Below are 24001 nucleotides of genomic sequence, written 5' to 3' on the forward strand. Positions count from 1 at the left end.
CTCATTTCCTCCCTAGAAAAATCCCGTTTTCTTTAGTCATTTCGAGGGCTCCATTCTCCTGTAGAAGACGATTGACGTGGTTTCGAAATTTGTCTATAGCCGCACCGACAAGTCGCTCTTTTGCGTTCATCGGGGTCGATATCATATATTCAATCAGGGGTTCAGCTTCGTCGACTAACAGACGGTCGTCGTAACGTAGTAACCGAAGATCGGAGAAGCAAGAAGACAGCAGGTCTCCTCCGTTACCCAGATTAAATCGTTTAATAGCTTGATCCAATACATGAAGGTCGGGGTCGAACGAGACCGCCAAGTGTTCAATCTCTTGTAGGTGTTGAGTGCTCATTGTAGAGGTGCATATTATACCCCCTCGCTTTAGGACGCGGTGTATCTCGTGGATCGCTTTAGGGATGTCCGGCACGTGATACAGCATGTTGTTAGCGATAACCACATCGAAATGCTCATCGTGGAAGGGGATTTGTTGCGCGTCAACAGATAAGAGCTTAAACTGTGAATTCTTACTTCCTAAGCGGCAACGTGCTTCTTCTACCATCCCGCTCGAAATATCAGTAAGTGTGATGCGCCAGCTGCTTGGAATTCGTTCTGCGTTTCTTATCCAAAAGGTCCCATCGCCGCCACCTAACTCTAGAATGTGGGCTCCAGGGTGCACCTCCAGTTGTTCAAAGACCCAATTATGCCAGCCTTGCGGATTTGTACTGAACTTGTCATAAAGATGTATCCGCGTTTGCAAGCGGCTCGCCGTCCGATACTGTTCCCCCCAATCTTGCTTACTCTGCAAGGTTTGAATAACATTTGCTAAGTGGTTCCAATCAGACCGATTGACCGACATTTGCATAGCATCTCGTATTGCATGAACTACATGCTCCGTATGAGTGATTTTTCTCTGTAGAACATCGAGCTGTGCTTGTAACGAATGTCTGATCTCCCCTATGGATAGCGACTCTGCATCTAAGATGTCTTTTATTTCTTGAAGTGATAGCCCTAAATATTTCAACGTTTGAATTTGCTGCAATTTTTCTAGGTCTTTCATGTTATAAGATCTTATCGATCCCGCGTGATGATCTTCTGGAATTAGAAGCCCAATCTGATCATAATATCGCAATGTCCTGACCGTTATTCCTGTACGCTTTGCAAGCTGTCCTGTCGTTAAATAGTTCTCTTTGTACATCCTTTCCTCACATCCAATCGATTGCTCCAGCGTGTTGTTCTCAGTTAGTATAGCAGGTGACGTAACGTCACCTTCAAGCAAAATTTATGCATAAGAAACAGAGGGCAAGCACCCTGACAGCAGTTGGCCTTTCAGCGCCCTCTTGGAAATAATCGGAGCAAATCAACAGGGGTGGATATTTCGTTTTCCGGGCATGTTACTTAAAACATGTTAGGAGGGGATAAGGGATGTCCAGAAGAAACAGGAAATATGCAGTGCCGGGAGTCAATCGCGGAATGCAAACGTTTAAAGCCGAGGTGATGCGGCGCGAGGGTTATGATGTAGATCCGGAGCGGCCTGATGATGTGAAATATGAAGTCGCAAAAGAACTTGGTATCCCATTGGAACACGGTGAGAATGGACATTTGAGCACAGAATCAGTGGGTCAGATTGGTGGAAAAATTGGTGGATCGATGGTCCGCGAGATGATTCGTCTCGCACAGCAGCAATTGGTGGATCAGGAAAGGGAGTAGCATTTTTTCTAAATCATAAAGTTGCAGAAAATGTAGGAGGCGGCTTTAGTCCTGAATTGCCTGGGACTGAGACCGTTTTCTTTGTGTTTCCCAAAACAACCTAATTAATGGTAGAATTTTACCGATGTTCCACGGTATAGTGAAGAAGGCTATAACACCATTCAATTCTGTATTGGGAGAGGAATCGTCGGATGAATCAGAGGTATCGTAAACGCAACACAGCTGCTTTCACAGGGGTATCGTATTTTGCATTGGCTGCAGGTCTTTTTCTATTCTGTTTGGGGGTGTACAACGACGATTGGGAATTGAACGTGAAAGGGTATTATTTGCTTTGCATGGTGTTAATTACGATTAGCTGTATCGTTGTGCAAAAGGTCGTTAGAGACAACTCAGAGGATAAAGAAATTAAGCTAGAAAATCCGAAACACAGGATGAGAAATACAGGGGCTTTCACAATTATGGCTTTTGCAGGCTTGGTTATTGGGTATGTAATGTTCTTTATTGGTCTGTACAATGCTCCATTTCAATTGAATGTAAAGGGGTATTATATAGCTGTTATTCTGTTGATTTCATATAGCGCCGTTGGCGTTCAGAAAGTGACGAGAGATAACGCGGAGGACAAAGAGATTCTCGCCGAGCAAGATGCCAGAAGGGACATTCAAGGGTAAAGAGGGACCTAGATAAGGAGCAGTGAGATGAACTTTTTAAAAGAAAATCTTTTTTGGCAGTATCCAGTAAACACTTTTTCTATTACAGATGAGAAGATTGAAATTATAACTGAGCCTAATACGGATTTTTGGCAACGCACCTATTATGGGTTCAGGAACGATAATGCACCTGCGTTGCTAATGAAGACGGATGAGAAATACTTTTCTTTTATAGTGAAAACTGATTTTGACAGCGCTCATAGATTTGACCAGTGTGGAGTAATTGTCTATCAGGACAGTGACAATTGGTTCAAGGCATCGATTGAATATGAGAATGAAGAATATCAAAGATTGGGTAGTGTGGTTACGAATCATGGATATTCAGACTGGGCAACAACAGATCTCGACGCAACAATAAAAACAATGTATTACAGATTAAGTCGACGTGGGAGTGACTTCTGCGTTGAAAACTCTTTAGATGGGATTACCTTTAAGCAGATGCGTATTTTTCATTTGTTTGAAGGGAGTGAACATATCAACTTTGGTTTATATGCTTGTAGCCCAGAGGATTCGTCATTTAAAGCAACATTTACAGAAATAGAAATCACAGAATGTCAGTGGTTGGAACATAAATAAAGTTAAGGAACTAAGATTAAGCTAAAGGAGCCTCGTGAGTAATGACGAAGCTCCTTTTTATTTTGAAATCTTTGTATGTTAAAAAAGTTTTGAGTGAACTAACTAGGTTCGCGTAGACACTCTTTTTTTAAATAAGCAGCAAAGCTCTTGATATTCATCCGTATATGCCGATTATTTCCCTCGAGCTTACTCATCATGATGCCGCCCTCCATGATGGAAAGGGAGAAGGTAGCTAGTGCCTCAATGTCGAGATCTGCTTTGAATTCACCACTTTGTACACCTTCAGAAATGATTTTCTTTTTGGATTCCAGTGTGCCTATTAGGGCTTGCTGGGCTTTTTCACGCAAGCCTGGATGACTGTCGTCGCTTTCAATAGCCGTGTTAAGGAGCGGACACCCCCCAATAAAAGGTGGCGCTTCAACTACTTTCTCGTACACATGTAAATATGCTAATAGCTTGCCAGAGGCCGTTTCTTGCTGACTAATGGCATGAGCTAGTTGGCCCCCCACAATACTACCCGCATAGCTAAAGGCTTCATATGCAATCTCATCCTTACTGGAAAAATGACGATAAATGCCACCTTTCTTAATGCCTGTCAATTCTGTTATATCAGATAAGGATGAGCCTGAATATCCTTTCTGGTTAAACAGTTCAGCGGCTTTAGCTATGATGTAATTGCGAGTCTTCTCACCCTTTTCCATTGTCATCCTCCGTCCTTAATTGTATATGTACACGTAGTATATCAAATGAAATTATTCTGTTGCAAAGAAAAGCATCTATGCTATTATAAAAGATACCAATCGGTATCTTTTATAATAGACAGGGGTGGAAACCATAATGGAAACGACATGGTTTAAGGAATCCAGGTATGCATGGATTGGATTAGGATCTCTCTGGGTTATTGGATTTATTGGTGCATTGACTCGCTTCAGCTTGTCTTTTTTTCAGGTGCAAATATCGACGGATTTACAGATTAGCAGGGGATTCATCTCAATGGCATGGTCCACAAATTTATTCATCGTAGCCGTATGCACACCTTTGGGGGGCTGGCTCGTGGATCGTTATGGCACAAAGAAGATTCTAATGTTAAGTGCAATCATGAGTACTTTGGGTACTGGTATTGTCGTGTTAGGCCACCATCCTATTGTCTTTTTTATTGGATACGGTGTTATCTCTGGTTTAGCAGGTATTGGGGCGACGACAAATTATATATTGATGTTTGAATGGTTTCGGCATCATCGGGCTAAAGCAATGGCCTTGCTGGCGAGTGCCTCTTCTGTAGGATTAGCGATTATTACACCCATTTTCGTATCCATGGACTGGCTGACTTGGAAAAACGCCTTTATGGCTTCTTTTATCCTAGGTGTTTGTGTAACACTTCCCGTAATTTGGTTAGGAATTAAGAGTTCACAACAGAAAAATACGGAGAGAGCTCCTTCGGATCGTTCAATAGAAGTCGAAGGTCAAGATACATCACCTAGAGTAACTCCACCGTCGAAGAAATTTATTTCTCTTCCTATCTTTGTCGTAGTCGCGATTGCGCTGTTCACCTGCGGTATCAATATGGGATCCGTCGAGATGAATTTGGTAGCCATACATCAGTTGGCAGATGTATCACCAAGCATGATCGCCTTATCTATGAGCATCCTTGGTATTATGGAAATCACGGGGGCACTCATTTGCGGCTATTTTCTGGACCGATACAATAAATTAATGATGATGTCTCTATTGTATGGCATTCGCATTATAGGTTTTGCTTTCCTCTTTATGCACTTGGGAAGTTCACCTATTCTTTTTGCTATAGCGTTCGGAATTACCTACTTAAGTGCATTACCAGGTGGAATGCTTGTCATTAATGAGTTTGCAAAGGGTAAAGGAAAACTTACCGGTGTTCTACTTCTCATGCACCAGGGCGGCGGTATAGTAGGTGTATTAATCGGAGGCCTATCCTTCGATTATTTTGGGAATTATCAGAACTTAATTGTAGTTGATGTTATAATCTGTATCCTCGTAACGCTAGGGTACTTCGGATTATTCACGACACATAGAAGGAATCTTCGGATTCAAAATAAGAAGGTTGCAGTAAGTGAGGCGCTTTGACTTAGATATGGAGGGATGAAAATATAACTGCGTGCATAATTGGCTACCTGATCCTTCATATTATAGAGGCTACTCATCTAAGAACAAAGGAGAATATACTTTGCAGCAGCAATTACAGTCAGGAAGCATGAAGATGGGTGGACAGCAGCTAGGCCACGGCGCCCACGAAATGTTCGATGTGCACGAGGTATTGTCCTGCCAGATCAATTTACTGGACCAGTTCATGATGTTCAGAACCTTTGTACAGGATCAAGAGCTATTGTCTATCTTGGATCGGCAGTACAATTTCATGCTGGATCAGTACAACTTGACCTGCCAATGCTTTAAGACAGGGCAAAAGCCAAGCCAGGAAACGGCTACCTATCTTATCCCGAATATGACACAGCCGGTTTACGGCCTCCAACCGGCCCCGCCCAAGAAGCCTAACTCGTCACTGGCGGATGTGAAAGATGCGGGCGTCAGCGGGTATATGTTGGGTCTAATCAAATCCCATGCCTCACTGCTGGCTATGTCTTCACCGGAAGTGACGAACCCAGCGCTACGTCGGGTGCTGGCTTCACAGGTGCAGCATTTTATTGAAATGGGATATGAGTTGTTCCTTTATCAGAACAAACATGCCTATTATCAGGTTCCGCAGCTTCAGGTTTCAGTAATACAGCAGATGCTGGATGCCTATGTTCCCGCTGCCGGATCTCCTCAGATGCCCGTAAATAATTAGGGCGCTGACCATTCTAACTGTAGAAGACCCGACTCGCTTGTTGTTGAACAGGAAGTCGGGTCTTCTTTTGCCTGCCTAAGCCTATACCAGAATAAAATAACACCCGATAACGCATAGTAACACCAGACGGAGGGGATATACATATGGGTTCTCCAACTGGCAAGCTACCTTGGTGGCAGCTTACTTTATTTGGTGTAGGCTGCACGATTGGCACGGGATTCTTTCTTGGTTCCAGCATCGCTATCCGTAAGAGCGGATTATTGGTGTTGGTTATTTTTGTGTTGGCGGCTGTGGCAACTCTGTTCGTCTATGAGGCGCTGGCCCAAATGACTATACAGAATCCTCAAAAGGGCTCTTTTCGTAGTTATGCCAAAGAGGCTTTTGGCCGCTGGGCCGGGTTTGGCATGGGCTGGATCTATTGGTGCTCAGAAATTCTAATACTCGGCAGTACCTTGACTGCTTTGGGCCTGTTTTCGCGGGTCTGGTTTCCGAGTTGGCCGCTTTGGGTTTTTACCGCAATTTATGCTGTACTGGGTCTGCTGGTCATTATTCTAGGTAGCCAGGGGATTAACAAAGCGGAAAATCTATTCGCCATGATCAAAATCGCCGCGGTACTGATGTTCATCGTGGTCGCCGTGATTGCCCTTTTGAGGGGAAGGGGGAATTGGGATACGGTTCACAGTTCGGCAGCATGGTTGAATAAAGGATGGATGGGTGCTTGGAAAGGGTTACTTTATGCGTTCTATGCTTTTGGGGGTATTGAGGTAATGGGCTTTATGGCGATGGACCTACGCGACTCAAAAGAAGCTCCAAAAGCAGGTAGGTTTATGCTGCTGGGCGTGACCCTGCTGTATGTACTGTCGATAGGACTCGCCCTATTATTCGTGAGCCCTGAGAAAGTGAGATCTGATCAAAGCTCAATTATTGCTGCACTTGAAGCGATGGGACTACCTATTCTTGTATATGTACTGAACGGGGTAATGATCGTGGCCGGGTTCTCTATTTTAGTGGCTTCATTGTATGCGGTCTCGACTATGCTGGTAACCTTGGCCGAGGATAAAGATGCTCCTTCTTGGCTGGCGGTGACCAAAGGAAAAAGGAAGATGCCGCTCTACGCGCTTGGTATTAATATGCTGGGCCTGTGCGTGACAATTGTACTGAGCTTGTTTCTGCCAAAGGAAATTTTTGAGCATATCACCACGGCGGCCGGTCTAGTTATTTTGTACACATGGCTATTTATCCTTGCCTCTTTCCTTAAGTTATTGAGACCAAAGATGGGCGGTTGGATTAGATCCATGATCGCTATGGCGCTGATCATTACTGCCGTGGCAGGTACACTTTTTGAAAAAGGGGGCCGTCCCGGCTTCTGGTCCAGCCTTCTGATCATCTGTGTCATTGCGTTGATTACCTGGTTTAGGGAGCACCTCTTGAAAAAACGCGCACAAACCTCATAAGCGCTTAAGAGTGAAATTTAATTCCTATTGCTTTGAACTTGTTCTTCATATAAGTATATGGACATTTAGACGGCGCACTTTCATCATCTCGCAGAAAATATTGCTTCCATTCTAAATTGCTCTCCTGCCCATACCATTGAAGGGAGGGATGTGCGGGAACACTGTCGTAGTCAGCAAGCTTCTTGCGGATCTGCTTCTTCATATTGCGGCCAAATGCGGTAGAATCATTAATATTCTCGAACACCCAACGCGGCTGAAAAGCAATGACAAAACAAGGGGTATGGCGGCTTCTCCGCAGCTCATGTGCCGGGGTTGCGCAGAACGCGAAATACGGGTGCCCATCAAAGCAGAACTCCCACGAAGGATGGGAGGGATCTGTAGAAATTTCATTCGGCCAAGGCACCGTGTCTACCGCGCTGACGCGGCCCAGAATGGACCAGAACAAATTCTCATATTCCTCAATGGAGAAACCTTCCGCCAAATCTTCCGGAGTTTCAAAAAATAGAACAAGGGAAGCATATTTGCCGGTATCCCGCGAGCATTCCCCATATTGACGAAGTAATTGAGCGACCTCTATTGCAGACTCTTCACTTCGTGGATCAGCTACGAAGCCAAAACGCAAATGATTGGACAGAAACCCCTGACGTCCCGGAATACAGGGATATTTGCCTTCGGGATCTGCAATCATAGATGTAAATTGACGAAAAGCATCCTGCTGCCAGTACGGCAGCTCAGCCAGATGTTCATCCAGCCAGACCTTTGTGTTCAAATGGGCCATCCAAAAACACCCTCCTCGTTAGGTTCAAAACATCCTATGCGAAGGGAGGGAGATGGGTGAAGGCCTAGGAAAGCTCTTGCTGGTTGAACCTATTAGCCAAACAACTGTATAAATGCCTGAGAACCGAAGTAGATGCCAAAACCAAGAAGGCAAATCCCCGCGGCAAGGGAAATGAACCGGAGCATAGAAGGGCCGGTGAACCGATGAAAGAAGCTAGACAGCATCGCCATCACCACATCCCAGAGTAGGATGCCGACAAAAATACCCATGCTGTTCCACAGCACCTGATCGAAATGTTGATTTTCTATGCTTTTGGCCAGAATGGAGCCGTAGATACCTAACCAGAACAGAATGCTGAGTGGGTTCATTAGTGCCATCAAAAAGCCTGAACGGAAGGCGCTAGTGCCGGTCTGTGCACCTCGTGAGGCGGATCCAGGCACGGCATTGATATTTTTTAAGGTGTCAATTCCGGTATAAAGGAGTACGAAGCTGCCGAATGTCCACAGGAAGGTTTTCATAAACGGGGTATTCAGAAAGTGGGCTAGTCCAAAGTAAATGAGTAGCATATACACTAAATCCGCACACATAGCCCCCAGTCCGATCATCCAGGATTGGAAAAATCCCATCCGCGCTCCCCGATCGAGCTGGGCTGCATTGATGGGACCAATCGGTGCAGATAACGATATTCCGAGTACGATATAGGTTAAAAAGCTATTCATGGTCATCGCTCCTTGAATGAGATGTTAACTTGTACAAGTCATTCTATTCAAGAAGTAGGTAAGTTAGAAGACGAGCCATTTGGCACGAACCTCTTTGCGACATACTCTAAAGGATCTCCACGGCAATCGGTGTACATTTATACCCGTTGCAGACACTTTCGGAGCAGGGACAAGCCGATATGGCAATGATCAGATCCATCTCAGCCCGCAACTCAATATAATCCCCAGCTTTAGAAAGCGGTCGCTCCACGCTGACTTTTCCAGAAGGATCAATGACAGTATTCATAAAAAGATTAAACGGATAATGCTGATCGGGAGCGGGCAGGCCAAACTCCTCCAGCGCCTCATTCAGGTTATTGTAGCAGCTGGCGTGATTCTTTTTGTTATACAGCACCTCATACATCTCGGGACGACAGGCAGAGTTAATGAAATCATGGCGGCCCACAGTATCCTTAATAATAGTAAACAGTGGTCTGTATTGGTTGGAATAGAGGATGTCCCCCGGAAGAACATTCATCTTGCCTAGAGCATCTATCGTTACACCGGGGTCAATCCGTTCATTAGGGCGAACGGCGTTATAAGCAGCGAAATCGGCTACCTGCTCTCCTTCTACATCGGTTACCCGGACAATCTGTCCTTTGTCCAACTTGAAGCCCAATCCCTTGGTTGCTGGAATCAGCCATTGTTGTTCGCTCATCAGTACTCTCCTTCGGGATAGTCATAGTCTGTGAGGGTTAGTATGGCTCTTTGCCAAAAAAGTCATACAAAGTATAGAGCTGTCTGGCGGCATCATAGAAAGAGTTCGTATTCGATTCGATGACAGTCTTTGAGGATCAGAATGACATTTATTTTGAAGGAAAACTCATTCGAAAGATCGCTCCACCATGCTCTCCGTTATGAGCGGATATAGTACCGTCGCACCGTTCAACAATTGCACGTGAAATGGCGAGTCCAAGTCCCGTTTCTCCATTCTTACCTTTAATAAAACGCTGAAATAGCTGAGGCAGTAATTGATCAGGAATACCTTGACCATCATCTATGACATCGATCTGCACTTGTCCATCCTGCTCTGAAATTTCTATATCCACGGCTTGTGATGCATGCCTGATCGCATTACTCATAATATTTAGTACCGCTTGTAATAGTTTTTCTGAATCTCCATGAATATGAAGTTTGCTCGGGTTATCCACTTCATACCTTACCTTGATGTCAACTTCCTCATTTATAGCTAATGGACGTATTCGATCGACGGTTTTATCGATTAATTGTTTAACCGACACTTCTTCTTGATCAAAAATACCATCTTCACTTTCAAGCTTGGCTAACAAGATCATCTCTGTGACAATGCCCTTAAGCCGTTCACATTCGCTCGAGATTACATCGAGACCATTGTCAGCACGATCCCCGGTGAAAATACCATCTCGTATTCCCTCTGCATAACCTTGAATCGTCATTAGTGGGGTCTTAAGTTCATGAGAAGCATTCTGGAAAAATTGTCTTTGAGCATGATGGTATTGTTTAAGTTCTCCTGCGAGATGATGGACACTTTGGGCTACCTCACCAATTTCCCCGCCAGTTTGAATGAGCTGTACCTCATCGAATTGGCGTTTTTCAACTTTTTTGAGCTCAAGCTTTAATTTCTCAAGAGGAGTAACGAGACGTTTGGTAATAAATAAACTTAGGCCAAAGGCAATAATGCCCCCAATCACCATAATGAACATCATTCTTGTAAAAAGCTCTGATTGATATGATTTTACTTTGCTTAGCGGTGTAGACAAGACAAGGGTGGCTGCGGTTACAGCACTAGTTGGATCAAGATTCTGTGGATTAGAAGTTAAGGTCTCAACAATATATTTCTCCTGTCCATTTTCCCATAAATCCTGCTGATTGTGACTTGAGTGCTGTTCAATGAGCGGTAGCCATGTCTGTGTCTGCGCTTCAGTCATTGTACTAAATAATATATTACGATTCGGCTCTATGAGTAACGCATCGACGGATCTATTAATTTCTTGAGCCGGCTGTACGATAGCTGCTGCTGACTGAGAAGGTGTTAGGTCTTGAACAGGTAACGAATTGACCAACTCCATCATTGCACTGCCTTGTGATCTTAGCTCTTCTCTTTGATTATTGATTAGTGTGTCCATTAGTAGAGGATAAACGAATGTAGCTGTAAGCACGAGTACGCATACCAGTAATATTCCAAATGATAAATGAAGCTTATAGATTAGTTTCATGTTATGTCTTCACTCCATCCACGCGCATTCGATAACCATAGCCCCAAACGGTTTCAAGAGGCAGGTCTTCCATTTTACGACGAAGTCTTTTGACTAAATCGTCAATTGCCCGATCGCTACCGAAATAGTCATTCCCCCACACTAATGTTAACAACTCATTGCGAGAAAAAGCTCGATTCGGTTGCGCTGCTAAGGTATGAAGCAATGAAAATTCCTTCACCGTCATTTCAATTTCTTTAGACCTCCAGTAAACCAGACGACTATCTAATACTAGACGAAGCTCATCGATGATGAGGTCGTTTGATTTAGAAGAGACTATACTCTGTTCTGATCTTTCTGTAAGGGAGTTAAGCCGATGGAATAAACGATTTACTCGTGCGACCAGCTCACGTGGGCTGAAAGGCTTAGTTAAATAATCATCGCTTCCAAGCTCAAGTCCAAGTATCTTATCTACTTCCTCATCACGAGCAGAGATCATAATAATAGGAACTTCGGCTTCCTTACGAATTTGTTTGCAGAATTCATAGCCATTCATACCTGGAAGCATGATGTCTAGAATCCACATATCCGGGCGCTCTGTGTTCCATAACATGAGCGCTTCTTCTGCTGAACCTAACGATAGGGTGCTATAGCCTTCCTTCTGTAAATAATTCTCAACGATATCTCTTATATGACAATCATCTTCAACGATTGCGATTTGATAGTTCTTCATCAACAGACCTCCTGACCAATACATCTTTTATTCTAACAAAGTTGTCCTTTCAAGCGGGCTTTTCCATACTTTTTCCACAATTGCTCCAAATTAATACCGAAGCTGATCTATAGAATAGTTATTTGTACGGTAAACATGTTGCTTGTATGGAACAAGCTCGAAAGGAGGTTGAGGCTGTGAGAATTTCATATTTGGCTCGCAAGGAGATTCTTGTGGCGTTCTGCTTTCTTGCTCCGAGTTTGATCGGGTTTGCGCTATTTTATTTGATTCCGTTTGGTCAAAGTGTTGTATTTTCATTTGAGAATCCAAGTGGTGAGGCAGGGTTATCGTTTGCCAATTATCAGAGCCTATTAGCTAGCTCGTCCTTTCAAAAGGCGGCAGGGAATACATTCTGGTTCACAATAATTGGTGTTCCGATCCTTATTCTGTTGTCACTTGCTCTTGCCATGCTGCTTAACAAACGAGTCTATCTTCGGAATTGGCTGCGTACCTCATATGTATTGCCACTGGTTGTTCCAGTAGCGTCAATTGTGCTCGTATGGCAGATCCTATTCGACTGGAATGGTTTTTTCAATCATGCATTAGAGTGGATTGGAATTGAGCGGATCGATTGGATGAAATCAGAGTGGGCGCAAGGGGTCATTATTTTTATCTATGTATGGAAAAACATTGGCTATAATGTGGTTCTATTCTTGGCTGGACTGCAAAATATCCCAGATCAATATTATGAGATAGCAAACCTGGAAGGTGCAAGCTGGGCTCGTAAGCACCAGATCACCTTGATTTATTTAATACCGACAGGATTTTTAGTGATGCTGATGTCGATTCTGAACTCATTCAAGGTATTTCGGGAAATTTATTTAGTTGCGGGTGACTATCCTCATGACAGTATCTATATGCTTCAGCACTATATGAACAATATGTTCTTATCGCTCGATATTCAGAAGCTGTCGGCTGCAGCTTTCTTAATGGTGCTCTGTATTTTAGTCATTGTGTTGATGCTCTTCCGAGTTGAACATAAGTTCCGTTCATTTATGGAGTAAAGGGAGGGGTGTAGATGAACAAGAAACAGATAAGAACACTGCTACTTACTATTATCTTAGCCGTAATCGCGCTGGTAATGCTATTTCCGGTTGTGCTCACAATGGTAAGCTCCTTGATGACGGAGAAGGAAATTATGATGAATTACGGCATGTTAGGTAATACACAGATGAACGATTTTGTGAATTTGAAGCTGATTCCAGATTGGGTTTCGCTGGAGCAATTTTATAAGGTGCTTATTTCAACCTCGCAATTTCTTCGTATGTTCTGGAACTCTGTATTTATGGTGTTTCCAATCATTATAGGCCAGGTCGTGGTGGCAACATTAGCGGCATTTGCATTTGCTAAGCTGCGATTTCCTGGCAGAGAGCCCTTATTTATTGTGTATTTGATAACCATGCTCATGCCGTTTCAGGTCACGCTTGTGCCGAACTATATCATGTCCGATCGGCTAGGGCTGATTAATAGTCCAAGCTCCATTATTTTACCAGGGATATTTGCGGCGTTTGGTGTGTTCCTGCTCAGACAATTTATGCTCCAAATTCCAACGGCATATATGGAAGCAGCCCAAATGGATGGGGCGGGTTATTTTCGATCCTTTATCAGGATTGTCCTGCCTATGGTTAAACCTGGAATGGCAGCGCTTGTTGTTCTGCTGTTTGCAGATTACTGGAATATGGTGGAGCAGCCCCTGATCTTTCTGCAGGATGCCAATTTGCAGCCCTTGTCCATTTTTCTATCTCGTCTACAGGAAGATGCGCTTGGGGTATCCTTTGCGGCTGCGGTCTTGTATATGACGCCTATGATTCTCTTGTTTCTTTTGGCGGAACGGTATTTTATTGAGGGCATAGAGCTTTCTGGAATTAAAGGATAGGGGAAATGAGATGACAAGCACATCTAAGCGACAACGATTAACGGCTGCTTTGTTTGTATTGTTTTTTGCGATATTGGCTGGTTTGACTTTCTTTAGCAGCACACTCGAAACGATGACGCTGCCCAAAGTAGTTACGGAGAAACTTACCTCGAAATCATTAGTTTATCAGGTTAAAGGGAGTGGAGTCTTAACACCTCGGAAGCAGGTGGATTTGTTGAATGAGACTGGCTCTAAAATTGTGAAGGTTCATGTAAAAGAGAATGCTGAGGTTAAGAAGGGGCAAAAGCTCGTGACATTTGATAGCTCTGATCTGGATGAACAGATCTATCAAGAGGAAACGGCGCTTAAGAAACAAAAGCTAAATCGGGAGATTCTCGAGGAGGATATGCTCAATGCATTAATAGGTGGTGATGAGCAAGTGATTGCCAAGGCAGAGCGAGCTCTTGAACTGGATAATATGGATCTTGAACTGGCGCAAAGAAAGATGAATAAGCTGCGCAAAGATAAAGCGGATAAACAGACACTGACTGCCCCCTTTGATGGAAAAGTCACAAAGATTACAGCAGAGGATAGTATTAATGCTTCACAAGGGGGGACAATCCTGACCTTAATGGATAGTGGTAAGGGCTTCGAATTTTCATTTGCTGTCGAGTCGGATAATACGGCATTATTCGAGATTGGATCTAAGGTTTCTGTTCGATTGCAGAAAGACAATACACTGGTTAACGGTGTAATTGAAGAGATTAAAGCTGCATCCCAAGAGAGCAGTGAAGAAGATTCATCCGATAAATCCAGTTATCAGGTTGTCGTTTCTGTCTCCGATGATGGTATTAAAGGCGGCGAACAAGTCAGTCTGGATATAAAGAAGGAGTCAAATGAAAAAGGTTATGTGTTACCAAAGAAATGGGTTCATAAAGATACAACAGGGAGCTATGTCTTTGTAATTGAGGAGAAGAAAAGCTCACTCGGCAATACGTTTAATGCACGCAAGGCTTATATTGTAACGGGTGATTCAACCGAAGATGAGATTGTAGCTGTGAGCGGCTTAAGTCCTGATGATGAGATCATTATTGAATCAAGTGAACCACTTCAGGAAGGTAATCGAATCCGAGTATATTGAAGGGAATGAATGAATTTGAATAGAAGATGGGTATTGGCCTTATTAGCAATGATAGTCGTATTATCGGGATGCTCTAGCAGCAGCGTGGGATCAGGTACAGAAGGAACATCTAATGAACAATCAGGTCAGGATGGCAAGAAGATTGAGATTGCGACTATGGCGGTAACTCCTTATTTAGAGGAGGCGGTTAAGCAATACAAAAAAATTCGTCCAGATATACAAATTGATATCAAAGAGTATCTAGCTAGACCCCAAACGAATGAAGATGGAATGAGTCAATCAGGAGAAGCATTCTCAAAGGGCGATGTTGAGAAGTATATACAAACAGTGAGCACACAGATGATGTCTGGCAAAGGGGCGGACATGATCGTAATGAACGATCTACCACAGGACAAATATGTCGCCAAGAACATGCTGACTAATTTCTATGATCTGATGGATAAGGATGCTGACTTTGATCGAAATCAGTACTATCAGAATATTTTTGAGGGCTCCCAAGATGGTAATGGTTTGTATGCAATGCCATTCTCATTTGTCATCGACGCGCTAACTGGGAATACAGAGTTGTTAGAACAGGCTAACATTAAAATCGATGATCAGACATGGACATGGGATGAGTTTAAAGATATTTCCAAGAAGCTTAAGGGAAAAGTTGGTGAGGATTATTTCGCATTTGTTAATCTATTCCCGATTCAAATGTTAGCGGAGTATATAGAAGCTAATTATGATAAGCTCATTGATCAAGGTCAAGCGAATTTCGATTCCGATCTGTTTCGAGATATGATGAAGCAAATCAAATCGATGTATGATGAGGGCGTACTTAGTAATGATTTTACGTACGACTATACCAAAACCTTGTTCAACAATGCTAACCTTTTCGATCCAATGTCAGGCCTCTCTCAAGTCCTTGATCCAAAGCTTAAACTATATCAAAATCCAACAGTCAATGGAAAATATAACGGAACTCCATTTAAGTCATACTTTACTTTAGGCATTAACAGCAAGTCCAAGGTTCAAGAGGAAGCTTGGAACTTTATTAAGTTCATGCTTTCCGAAGAAATGCAATCTTCACCAGTGGTACAGGGTTTTCCGCTGCATAAGGGAGTTGTGGAGAAACAGCTTAATGATGCTAAGCAGCAGGCAGTAGCGGGAACACTACCTCTTCTAGAACAGAAGTTTGATGCTGAGACTGTAGAAAGTAAAATTCAAGAATTACATCAGCTTCTAGATGGAGCAAGTAGGAATTTATCTAGTGATCATAAGGTCGTTTCAATTGCAATTGAAGAATTTGATTCATATATGAGTGGTCAGAAATCCGCTGAAGACGTCAGCAAGCTGATTCAAAATCGAGTCAACACTTACATTAACGAGTAAATAGAACGTTCTAATCGAGAGGCGCTCAATCATTTAACGGTGATTGAACGCCCTTTTGTTTATTTTGCAGGAATCATCCCATTTGTCGTTGAATATATCCCGTTAACCGTATTGCGTATTCGAGATACGCAGCCACAGGAGGGAACAGCATTGAAATCGACTACCGTTCAAAGCCTTACAGAGACGTTTAAGCTGGAAGTGCTTGCAGGTGCTAGCTGCATGGATCGTGAAATCACTCGTTCAAAGGCGCATAGACCTGGTCTGGAGTTCGTGGGTTACTTTGATTTTTTCCCAACGAAGCGGGTACAAGTATTGGGCTGCAAGGAAATCAATTATCTGTTAACCCTAAGCGTTGAAGAGCGCAAGTTACATATTGGTAATATCGTCAAGTATCATCCACCATGCTTTATTGTGACGACAGGTCAGCAGGAGATTCCTTATTTAACTCTATTCTGCGAAGAAGAGGGCATCCCGTTGCTTCGGACGCAGGAGACGACGACAGAGATCATCGCAAAGATTGATACCTATCTGGTGAAGGCGCTGGCGCCAGAGCTTTCAATTCATGGAGTATGTGTAAACGTGTCTGGTATAGGTGTCCTACTCAGAGGCAAGTCAGGGATTGGAAAAAGCGAAACCGCGCATACGCTTATTAGAAGAGGTCATCGATTTGTGGCGGATGATATCGTGGTGCTGAAGAAGCTGGGACCGGCGACGCTTCTCGGCACACATAACGAGACGACCCGCGAATTCCTAGCGCTGCGCAGTATTGGTCTGATCAATGTTGTACGCCAGTACGGGCGTAGAGCTTTTCAGGATGAGACGCGAATTGTACTCGACATCGAGTTATCTCCTTGGCGAGAAAATTCCTTGAATAATGAGCTCGAACTGGAGCCGAAGTTCACAGACTATCTCGGTGTCCAAATTCCGCATATTGAAATCCAGCTTCAGCCCGGCCGTGACGTAGCCGGCCTAATTGAAGCTGCCGCCAACAACTGGTATCTGAAGCAGCTTGGCTATAGCGCCGTTGAAGAGTTTATGCAGAGGATTGAAAACAAGCAATGAGGGGTGCTCATGAATTTGTGTATACGTAACAGACCGCAGAAGAGCTATGTGGTCTGTTTTTTTAACTAAATTTCGCCTTTGATGCGTGATTGGCTGGGCATAGGCTATAAATGGTATAATTTCTAATAGGTATTTTGAGTGATCGTTACTAGGAGGTATTAATGATGAGTGATGAGCTATTGGGAAAATTGGATACTTGGCATGAAGAGGATGAATTTCAAGAAATCGTGGATGCAATAACGGAAATTCCTGAAGAGGAAAGAGATTATGTTCTAACTAGTCATTTGGGCAGAGCGCTTAATAATCTCGGGCAATATGAAGAAGCTTTAGAGCAGTATTTGAGCATTGAAGAAGAGGGTGAAGGTGACCCGCTTTGGCATTACCGTATCGGAGTTTCCTATTATTATCTGAAGCGGTACGACGAAGCTTTAAAAGCATTTACAATTGCAGACGAGCTAGAGCCTGATGATGAGGACACCTTAGAGTTTTTGGGATGGATCAAACGAAAATTGGCTAAGAAAGCTACGAAAAAGCCTGTGAATAAACCTGCTAAGAAGCCTGTAGTAGCGATCGACACCACCAACTTTTGGGATGACAGCGAGTATGCGTTCTCAGAATATATCTCTGAATCGCCTACAGATGCATTGATTGCTTCAGTAGAAGAAGAGCTGGTTTTTAAGCTGCCAAAATACTACGTTGAAATGATGAAGCTACATAATGGGGGAATTCCTCATAACACTCGGTACCCAATTCCGGGAACAGAAGAATTTATTACGATTTCAGGGATCCTTGGAATTGGACGAGATAAGAATAAGTCGCTGTGTGGAGCTTCAGGCAGCCGGACTGTGATTGAAAATGGACGTTATCCTGAGGTTGGTGTGGTGATTTGTGATTGTCCTTCTGAGAATGAAGTAATCATGCTGGATTACCGCGAGTTTGGAAATGATGGCGAACCCGAGGTTATCCATGTAGATCGAGATAACAAATACAAGATCACACGCTTGGCTGACAATTTTGAGTCCTTTATCGGTGGACTGGTGAAATAGTGGATTCGGCGATTTAGCTGAATGTGGGGCTGATAAATCAGCCAAATAAACGATCGAAAAAAACAGAGCAGCGGTTCTCCTATAATGGAGGCAGCTGCTCTGTTTTTTAATCTGCTCAATTGTCGCTATTAAACACCTTGGACTGAAGCACATCGAGTGCTCGGTTGATTTCTTCCAGTTCTTCAGTAGAAGAATCCTTGATCCGGTCCAGGAAACGTTCGCCGATCTGTTCAAAAGCTTTGTTCATCATCGCTTGTCCAGCGTCAGACAACCGAATCATTTGCTTACGCCGATCTTCTGCGACATCCAGCTTTTCACAAAGATTCTTTTCTGTTAATTTCTTGAGCTCACGGCTCGTGTTCGGCATAGAGATATTCTTACAATCACTAATTTGACTGAGGGTAACAGGCTGGCTGACCGCAATATACTCCAGAATACTATATTGAACGGGCGTAATACCTTCCGGTCTAACATCTTTGGTTAAATCGAATGTTACTTCATGGACTGCCGTCGTAAAGGTCACTAATTTATGAAAAAACGCTTCTTTGTCCATAACGATCACCTCTTAGTGTAAACTTTAACAAAATAATTATCATAATACAATTATCATTTGACAACTAAATAAAGATTGTGATACGATTTTGTTATCAAATGATAATTAAAGAGGTGGACCAATGAATGTTTTAGTCATCTATACTCATCCGAATCATAAAAGTTTAAGTTATGCTTTTCTCAATAAAGTCATTCAAGGAAGTAATGAAAATCGAAAGATCACGAACATCGAGGTGCTTGATCTATATGAAGAGCAATTTGATCCGGTGCTGGTCTTTAACGAAAATAAACGTAGAAGAGACATGCATATCGATCCCAAGTTTGAGAAGTATCGTGAGCAGATTCGTCAGGCAGACAAAATTGTGTTTGTGTATCCGATCTGGTGGGGCCGGCCTCCAGCCATGCTGCTCGGGTATATTGATCAAATGTTTGCCTCTAATTTTGCTTATAGAGAAAAGGGCGGCCTTATCCCCGAAGGGCTGCTGAAAGGGAAGTCCGTGGTTTGTATTTCCAGCATGAAGGGGCCAACCCTTTATCCTTTATATTGGTTAAACAATTCCCATAAGGTGCTGATGAGAAAAGCATTATTTCAATATTGCGGTATGAAAAAAGTGAAGTTTTTCGAGTTTGGGAATATGGAGAGTCCAAAAGGTAAACATGACAAAAAGCTAAATCAGGTCTATCAATATTTCAAAGCTGTGGCTAATTAACTCTCAAAGATAACGGATCGATGATTATTTGGACTCGTTATAAAGATAGGCAACATAATCCTGCAGCACTGAGGTATGGCCCATTTGTCGCAGCATAGTCCCGATATTCCCACGGTGATAGCTGCCATGGTTTACTACGTGGAAGATAGCACCGGAAATGGATGTCTCAAGTGATCCCATAGTTGGATGATCTAACACAACGGTGGGGTCCTTATCTATTTGACTAGCCAACACTATTTTATTTTTGCTGGTTAGCTCACGATAGAGGACATCCATTTCTTCAATATCTTTTATTGCTAACAAGGGCTCTAATTGGGCAGCTGATGCTTTAGCTTCATTCCTAGTTCGCCCTGAAATCAAGTCAAACCAAATATTCTCCACGACATAAATATGCGTCACAACCTTTGCTACTGAAGAAAAACCACTCTGGATATCCTTATGATAAATGTCTTTAGGCAACTCCTTTAAGCGATGGATGATCGTTTGATTGGCCCATACATTGTAGTCATACATTTCTAACGTCGGATGTTTCTCCATGAGTTTCTCCCCCTAAGATTATAGATACGTTAATTATACCCATTCCAAAAATGTTCGGTACAATTTAGAGATGTTTATTATAGGACCCTTTGTCCAAAATAAACCAAAATACAGACGACAGCGATAAAGCAGAGGAGCAACCAATTCGCTAGCTTCATTCCCATCTAAACCGTACCTGCCTTGATCATTGTTAAGTCCTCGCCGCTTACTTGTTTGATTAAATTCATTACCTTATAGGCTCCTCTGCCGTTCTCATAAGGCTTCATCTTATCTTTGTAAGTAGAGCGGTTCTCGTATAGCGTCATGATCGAATGAACAAAGGTTTGATTAGTCATCTCTTCTTCAAGTAACATTTCAGCGAGTCCAGTTTGTTGAAAATACTGTGCTTGGGCAAGTTGACCAGAGCGGCTGCCACCATTCGTGTGAGGAATTAATAACATTGGCTTTTGCATAGAAAGAAGCTCCATCATAGAATTTGAGCCTGCACGGGATACGACAACATCCGCCATAGCTAATAAATGCGGCAGCTCACAGCTTGTAATGAATTCATACGATTTGTAGCCTGACATCGAGAGGTGATAATTAACCTTTCCCTCCCCGCAAATATGAACCACTTGAAATTTATTTATCAACTCAGCGAGTACATTGTTCACCATTTGGTTAATGCTGTGTGCCCCTTGGCTTCCTCCCATAATAAGAAGAACAGGCTTAGCAGAGGTGAATCCGCAAAAGGCTAAACCACGTTGTTTATCAGCTAATTTGAATTGCTCCTTCAAGAGCGGTCCCACATGAACGGCCTTGAGAGAAGCAGATTTGGTTACAGTATCCAGAAAATTTGTACACAGATGAGTGGCAAACGGAAGTGAGATTTTATTAGCTAGTCCAAGATTTAAGTCTGGTTCATAAATAATGATGGGCACTTTGTTGAGTTTGGCTCCAATCACGACGGGTACAGAAACAAATCCACCTTTAGAAAAAATCACACCAGGTTTGATGGTTCGTAGGAGTCGGTAGGATTGAAAGATGCCCTTCATGATTTTGAATACATCAGTTACATTCTTCCAATCGAAGTAGCGTCTCAATTTCCCTGTGGAAATGGGATGGTAGGTCACTTCCTCCTTGTAGTCAGACAAAAGCTTGCGCTCAATCCCTTGTTCGGAGCCTATATAATGGACGTCCCAATCCTCTGCTAAACACTTAGAGATCAACACAAGGTTGCCGGATACATGGCCAGCGGAGCCTCCACCTGTAAATACGATCGAGGTACTCATGCTAGAAACCCACCATGTTGTAACATTTCTTTTATCGCAGGTTTGCTCATCAACACATGATTGGAATCATAGCTTTGGAAGTCCACAGGCGGGCAAGAGGCATAAGCTTCCTGCAAACCTTCTATAGCAAAAGGAGGGAGAATCACATAATAGTGATTATCCAGATGTATAGATGAGGCGCTCTCGAATTCCGAAATTAGGGCCTCACTTAAGCTTTCACCGGGACGTATCCCCGTTTCCTTGATTTGGATCGTGCTAGTTGATAAGTCGTCAATTAAGACTTGGGCAAGATCCTTAATGCTGCAAGCAGGCATTTTGGTCACAAAGACTTCTCCGCCTCTGCTTTCTTCTGTTGCTTTAAGGAGTAGGGTAATTGCATCATCTATGGTTAAGAAAAAACGAGTCATTCTAGCATCTGTAAGGGAAATGTCTACTCCATCCACAATACTTTGTTTGAAAATAGGCACCACGCTACCCGTTGAGCCAAGTACATTGCCACTTCTCACACATACAAACTGAGTTTTGGTTTGTCTGAGATTGGCATGGACCATTAGCTTTTCACCGAGTGATTTTGTCATTCCGTAGGTACTCGATGGTTGCGCTGCTTTATCGGTTGAAACATAAACTACTTTTTTTACGCCGTGTTTAATAGCGGCTTGAATCACATGCTGAGTTCCGAGTACGTTAGTCTTCATCGCACTGTCTGGTTGTTGTTCGCAGATCGGGACATGCTTCAAGGCCGCTAAATGATAGATATAATCTACCTGATGGCAAGCTTGCATCAGTTCTTGCTTATCACGTATATCACCGATGATGAACGTTAGTTTGGGATTATGATGATATTCCTGTTGTAGTTCTACTTGAAGTGACTCATTGCGGGAAAATATTCTGATTTCCTTTGGGTCTCTTTCCAATAACCGTTTCACGAGTTGTCGTCCCCAAGATCCGGTTCCACCGGTAATTAATATGGTTGTATTTTGCACGGTTTGTTCCTCCTATGATCTTAGCTACACAATAATCATAGTGTTCATATGTTACGTGAATATGGCAAAGCGAAAGCTCTTAAAATCAAAAAAAGGTTAAAGAACCCTTATAACAGGTCCCTTAACCCTTCATTTAACTTCTAATAGCCATCGGTTTGTTTACCGGATTGCTCCGCAATTTCCGCGCCGTCTCGATTCTCTGAAGTACCTAGATGCTTGTGGTCAGCTTTGGCTTGAGCAAGACCTTCAGCCACTCGGCGACCGTAGTCTGGATCAGCTTTTGTAAAATGTTCAATCATATTGGTTTGAATCACAGGCGCACATATTTTTAGGGCATCGACCAGGTTATGAATCAATTCATCCCGTTCCCAATCCTCGAACTTGCGATAGGTATCACCAGCTTGCCCGAAGTCATTTGTCCGACTAATTTTGTCGCGAACTAGTCGATCATTATACATCGGTTGATGCTCTTTGCCAGAAGGAGCTGCCTCCTTTAACCCGCCAAGCGAGGAAGGTTCGTAATTTACATGTGGGTTTTGCTCAGGCGCCTTATCCACATGATAAGTCATTTGCCCATCCCGCTGATTCGTCGCTACCCTTGTCTTTGGAGCATTGATCGGTAATTGAATGTAGTTGGCGCCCACCCGGTGCCGCTGAGTATCCGAATAGGAGAACGTCCGGCCTTGCAGCAGCTTGTCATCCGAGAAATCCAGACCGTCTACTAGAACTCCAGTCCCGAAAGCGACCTGATCGACCTCGGCAAAATAATTGTCTGGATTTCGATCCAGAACCATCTTCCCTACAGGTAAAAATGGGAAACGTTCATGATCCCAAAGCTTAGTAGGATCGAGTGGATCAAAATCGAGCTCAGGATGCTCATCGTCACTTAGGATTTGCACACAAAGCTCCCATTCAGGGTAATCCTTACGCGCAATAGCCTCATATAGATCCTGCGTAGCATGGCTGACGTTTTTGGCTTGTATATCCTCAGCGGCTTGCTGAGTTAGATTCTTGATGCCATGTTTCAGCGGCTCCCAATGGTATTTGATTAAGACGGCTTCGCCGTTTTCATTCACCCATTTATAGGTATTAACACCAGACCCCTGCATCTGCCGATAGTTGGCTGGAATCCCCCAAGGAGAGAACAGGAATGTAATCATATGAGTAGCTTCAGGAGAGTTCGATACAAAATCAAACATCCGCTCCGGGTTTTGCAGATTGGTCACGGGATCTGGCTTGAAAGCATGAACCATGTCAGGAAATTTCAGCGGATCACGGATAAAGAAAATCTTCAGATTGTTGCCGACCAAGTCCCAGTTGCCATCCTCTGTATAGAACTTTGTGGCGAAGCCACGTGGATCACGAAAGGTCTCCGGAGAGTACACGCCATGAACCACTGTTGAAAACCTTACGAATACAGGTGTTTTTTTGCCTGCTTCTTGAAAAAGCTTAGCACGCGTATACTTCGAGACGGGTTCATCGCCTACTTTTCCATAAGCTTCAAAATACCCGTGGGCTCCTGCACCCCTAGCATGCACCACACGTTCCGGAATACGCTCTCGATCAAAATGAGATATTTTCTCGATAAAGTGGTAGTTTTCGAGCGTCGATGGCCCGCGATTTCCTACCGTTCGTATATTTTGATTATCTGTAATGGGATGTCCCTGTCGATCCGTTAAAATCATATCTTCTTTTTCCTTATCCATATGGCAAAGCTCCACCTCTCTTCAGATAT

Annotated in this window: 25 protein-coding genes and 1 pseudogene; 14 read left to right on the forward strand and 12 right to left on the reverse strand. The window is 43.3% G+C overall.

Annotated elements, in window-relative coordinates; genetic code table 11:
• Nucleotide 1: 1 nt before the first annotated feature.
• Nucleotides 2–1267 carry a MerR family transcriptional regulator gene (locus NSQ29_RS27900; protein ID WP_341126541.1) on the reverse strand — a complete coding sequence of 422 codons (1266 nt, stop codon included), beginning with the start codon at nucleotides 1265–1267 and terminating at the stop codon, nucleotides 2–4.
• A gap of 146 nt (nucleotides 1268–1413) precedes the next feature.
• On the opposite strand from NSQ29_RS27900, the gene NSQ29_RS27905 reads away from it, so the two are divergent.
• From NSQ29_RS27905 to NSQ29_RS27920, 4 genes and pseudogenes are all read left to right on the forward strand, one after another.
• Nucleotides 1414–1698 (forward strand): alpha/beta-type small acid-soluble spore protein, encoded by a 285-nt coding sequence (locus NSQ29_RS27905; RefSeq protein ID WP_076285007.1) that lies wholly within the window; start codon nucleotides 1414–1416, stop codon nucleotides 1696–1698.
• A gap of 191 nt (nucleotides 1699–1889) precedes the next feature.
• Nucleotides 1890–2072 (forward strand): annotated as a pseudogene (locus NSQ29_RS27910) (YiaA/YiaB family inner membrane protein); the annotation flags it as partial.
• A gap of 57 nt (nucleotides 2073–2129) precedes the next feature.
• Nucleotides 2130–2366, forward strand: a complete 237-nt coding sequence (locus NSQ29_RS27915; protein ID WP_306035596.1) for a YiaA/YiaB family inner membrane protein — start codon at nucleotides 2130–2132, stop codon at nucleotides 2364–2366.
• 27 nt (nucleotides 2367–2393) lie between these two features.
• A complete protein-coding gene (locus tag NSQ29_RS27920; RefSeq protein WP_042192966.1) occupies nucleotides 2394–2981 on the forward strand; it encodes a DUF1349 domain-containing protein in 588 nt (195 codons plus the stop codon).
• A 98-nt stretch (nucleotides 2982–3079) separates the two neighbouring features.
• On the opposite strand, the gene NSQ29_RS27925 is transcribed toward NSQ29_RS27920, so the two are convergent.
• Entirely contained in the window at nucleotides 3080–3682 is a 603-nt protein-coding gene (locus NSQ29_RS27925) for a TetR/AcrR family transcriptional regulator (protein WP_341126542.1), read from the reverse strand.
• A gap of 136 nt (nucleotides 3683–3818) precedes the next feature.
• On the opposite strand from NSQ29_RS27925, the gene NSQ29_RS27930 reads away from it, so the two are divergent.
• The 3 genes from NSQ29_RS27930 to NSQ29_RS27940 all read left to right on the forward strand — a co-directional run bounded on the left by NSQ29_RS27930 (nucleotide 3819) and on the right by NSQ29_RS27940 (nucleotide 7253).
• Entirely contained in the window at nucleotides 3819–5081 is a 1263-nt protein-coding gene (locus tag NSQ29_RS27930; RefSeq protein WP_341126543.1) for an MFS transporter, read from the forward strand.
• 127 nt (nucleotides 5082–5208) lie between these two features.
• Nucleotides 5209–5799, forward strand: coding sequence for a spore coat protein (locus NSQ29_RS27935; protein WP_339271834.1), 591 nt, complete (start codon nucleotides 5209–5211; stop codon nucleotides 5797–5799).
• Between the two features lie 143 nt (nucleotides 5800–5942).
• Nucleotides 5943–7253, forward strand: coding sequence for an amino acid permease (locus tag NSQ29_RS27940; protein ID WP_341126544.1), 1311 nt, complete (start codon nucleotides 5943–5945; stop codon nucleotides 7251–7253).
• 4 nt (nucleotides 7254–7257) lie between these two features.
• Here NSQ29_RS27940 and NSQ29_RS27945 read toward each other — a convergent pair whose 3' ends face one another.
• The 5 genes from NSQ29_RS27945 to NSQ29_RS27965 form a co-directional block, all read right to left on the reverse strand.
• A complete protein-coding gene (locus tag NSQ29_RS27945; RefSeq protein ID WP_341126545.1) occupies nucleotides 7258–8031 on the reverse strand; it encodes a YqcI/YcgG family protein in 774 nt (257 codons plus the stop codon).
• A gap of 92 nt (nucleotides 8032–8123) precedes the next feature.
• Complete coding sequence (locus NSQ29_RS27950) at nucleotides 8124–8750, reverse strand: LysE family transporter (RefSeq protein WP_076285001.1); 627 nt, start codon at nucleotides 8748–8750, stop codon at nucleotides 8124–8126.
• Between the two features lie 106 nt (nucleotides 8751–8856).
• On the reverse strand, nucleotides 8857–9447 hold the full coding sequence (locus NSQ29_RS27955; RefSeq protein ID WP_339244073.1) for an urea carboxylase-associated family protein: 591 nt from the start codon (nucleotides 9445–9447) through the stop codon (nucleotides 8857–8859).
• Between the two features lie 148 nt (nucleotides 9448–9595).
• Entirely contained in the window at nucleotides 9596–10984 is a 1389-nt protein-coding gene (locus tag NSQ29_RS27960) for a sensor histidine kinase (protein WP_339267941.1), read from the reverse strand.
• A gap of 1 nt (nucleotide 10985) precedes the next feature.
• Nucleotides 10986–11696 carry a response regulator transcription factor gene (locus NSQ29_RS27965; protein WP_341126546.1) on the reverse strand — a complete coding sequence of 237 codons (711 nt, stop codon included), beginning with the start codon at nucleotides 11694–11696 and terminating at the stop codon, nucleotides 10986–10988.
• A 146-nt stretch (nucleotides 11697–11842) separates the two neighbouring features.
• Between NSQ29_RS27965 and NSQ29_RS27970 the strand changes: the two genes are divergently transcribed.
• From NSQ29_RS27970 to NSQ29_RS27995, 6 genes are all read left to right on the forward strand, one after another.
• On the forward strand, nucleotides 11843–12739 hold the full coding sequence (locus NSQ29_RS27970) for a carbohydrate ABC transporter permease (protein ID WP_076284997.1): 897 nt from the start codon (nucleotides 11843–11845) through the stop codon (nucleotides 12737–12739).
• A 14-nt stretch (nucleotides 12740–12753) separates the two neighbouring features.
• Nucleotides 12754–13611, forward strand: coding sequence for a carbohydrate ABC transporter permease (locus NSQ29_RS27975; RefSeq protein ID WP_339267938.1), 858 nt, complete (start codon nucleotides 12754–12756; stop codon nucleotides 13609–13611).
• Nucleotides 13612–13621: 10 nt separating this feature from the next.
• Nucleotides 13622–14731: an efflux RND transporter periplasmic adaptor subunit gene (locus NSQ29_RS27980; protein ID WP_341126547.1), complete on the forward strand. Its 1110-nt coding sequence runs from the start codon at nucleotides 13622–13624 to the stop codon at nucleotides 14729–14731.
• 9 nt (nucleotides 14732–14740) lie between these two features.
• Nucleotides 14741–16105 carry an ABC transporter substrate-binding protein gene (locus tag NSQ29_RS27985; RefSeq protein ID WP_341126548.1) on the forward strand — a complete coding sequence of 455 codons (1365 nt, stop codon included), beginning with the start codon at nucleotides 14741–14743 and terminating at the stop codon, nucleotides 16103–16105.
• A 150-nt stretch (nucleotides 16106–16255) separates the two neighbouring features.
• On the forward strand, nucleotides 16256–17167 hold the full coding sequence (gene hprK / locus NSQ29_RS27990; RefSeq protein ID WP_042192937.1) for an HPr(Ser) kinase/phosphatase: 912 nt from the start codon (nucleotides 16256–16258) through the stop codon (nucleotides 17165–17167).
• A 164-nt stretch (nucleotides 17168–17331) separates the two neighbouring features.
• Nucleotides 17332–18213, forward strand: coding sequence for an SMI1/KNR4 family protein (locus tag NSQ29_RS27995; protein WP_042192935.1), 882 nt, complete (start codon nucleotides 17332–17334; stop codon nucleotides 18211–18213).
• Between the two features lie 115 nt (nucleotides 18214–18328).
• Here NSQ29_RS27995 and NSQ29_RS28000 read toward each other — a convergent pair whose 3' ends face one another.
• Nucleotides 18329–18766, reverse strand: a complete 438-nt coding sequence (locus NSQ29_RS28000) for a MarR family winged helix-turn-helix transcriptional regulator (RefSeq protein WP_042192933.1) — start codon at nucleotides 18764–18766, stop codon at nucleotides 18329–18331.
• Between the two features lie 121 nt (nucleotides 18767–18887).
• On the opposite strand from NSQ29_RS28000, the gene NSQ29_RS28005 reads away from it, so the two are divergent.
• Nucleotides 18888–19475, forward strand: a complete 588-nt coding sequence (locus NSQ29_RS28005) for an NAD(P)H-dependent oxidoreductase (RefSeq protein ID WP_042192931.1) — start codon at nucleotides 18888–18890, stop codon at nucleotides 19473–19475.
• 24 nt (nucleotides 19476–19499) lie between these two features.
• Here NSQ29_RS28005 and NSQ29_RS28010 read toward each other — a convergent pair whose 3' ends face one another.
• The 4 genes from NSQ29_RS28010 to NSQ29_RS28025 form a co-directional block, all read right to left on the reverse strand.
• Entirely contained in the window at nucleotides 19500–20012 is a 513-nt protein-coding gene (locus NSQ29_RS28010; RefSeq protein WP_341126549.1) for a DinB family protein, read from the reverse strand.
• A 164-nt stretch (nucleotides 20013–20176) separates the two neighbouring features.
• On the reverse strand, nucleotides 20177–21283 hold the full coding sequence (locus tag NSQ29_RS28015; RefSeq protein ID WP_341126550.1) for an undecaprenyldiphospho-muramoylpentapeptide beta-N-acetylglucosaminyltransferase: 1107 nt from the start codon (nucleotides 21281–21283) through the stop codon (nucleotides 20177–20179).
• Complete coding sequence (locus NSQ29_RS28020; RefSeq protein ID WP_341126551.1) at nucleotides 21280–22266, reverse strand: SDR family NAD(P)-dependent oxidoreductase; 987 nt, start codon at nucleotides 22264–22266, stop codon at nucleotides 21280–21282. The genes NSQ29_RS28015 and NSQ29_RS28020 overlap by 4 nt, the downstream gene beginning before the upstream one ends.
• Before the next feature lie 140 nt (nucleotides 22267–22406).
• The gene (locus NSQ29_RS28025) at nucleotides 22407–23972 is read right to left on the reverse strand and encodes a catalase (RefSeq protein ID WP_341126552.1); all 1566 of its coding nucleotides are present in this window, start codon (nucleotides 23970–23972) and stop codon (nucleotides 22407–22409) included.
• Between the last annotated feature and the right edge of the window lie 29 nt (nucleotides 23973–24001).

Source organism: Paenibacillus sp. FSL F4-0236, from assembly GCF_038000135.1.
In the GTDB taxonomy this organism is placed as follows: Bacteria; Bacillota; Bacilli; order Paenibacillales; family Paenibacillaceae; genus Paenibacillus_AQ.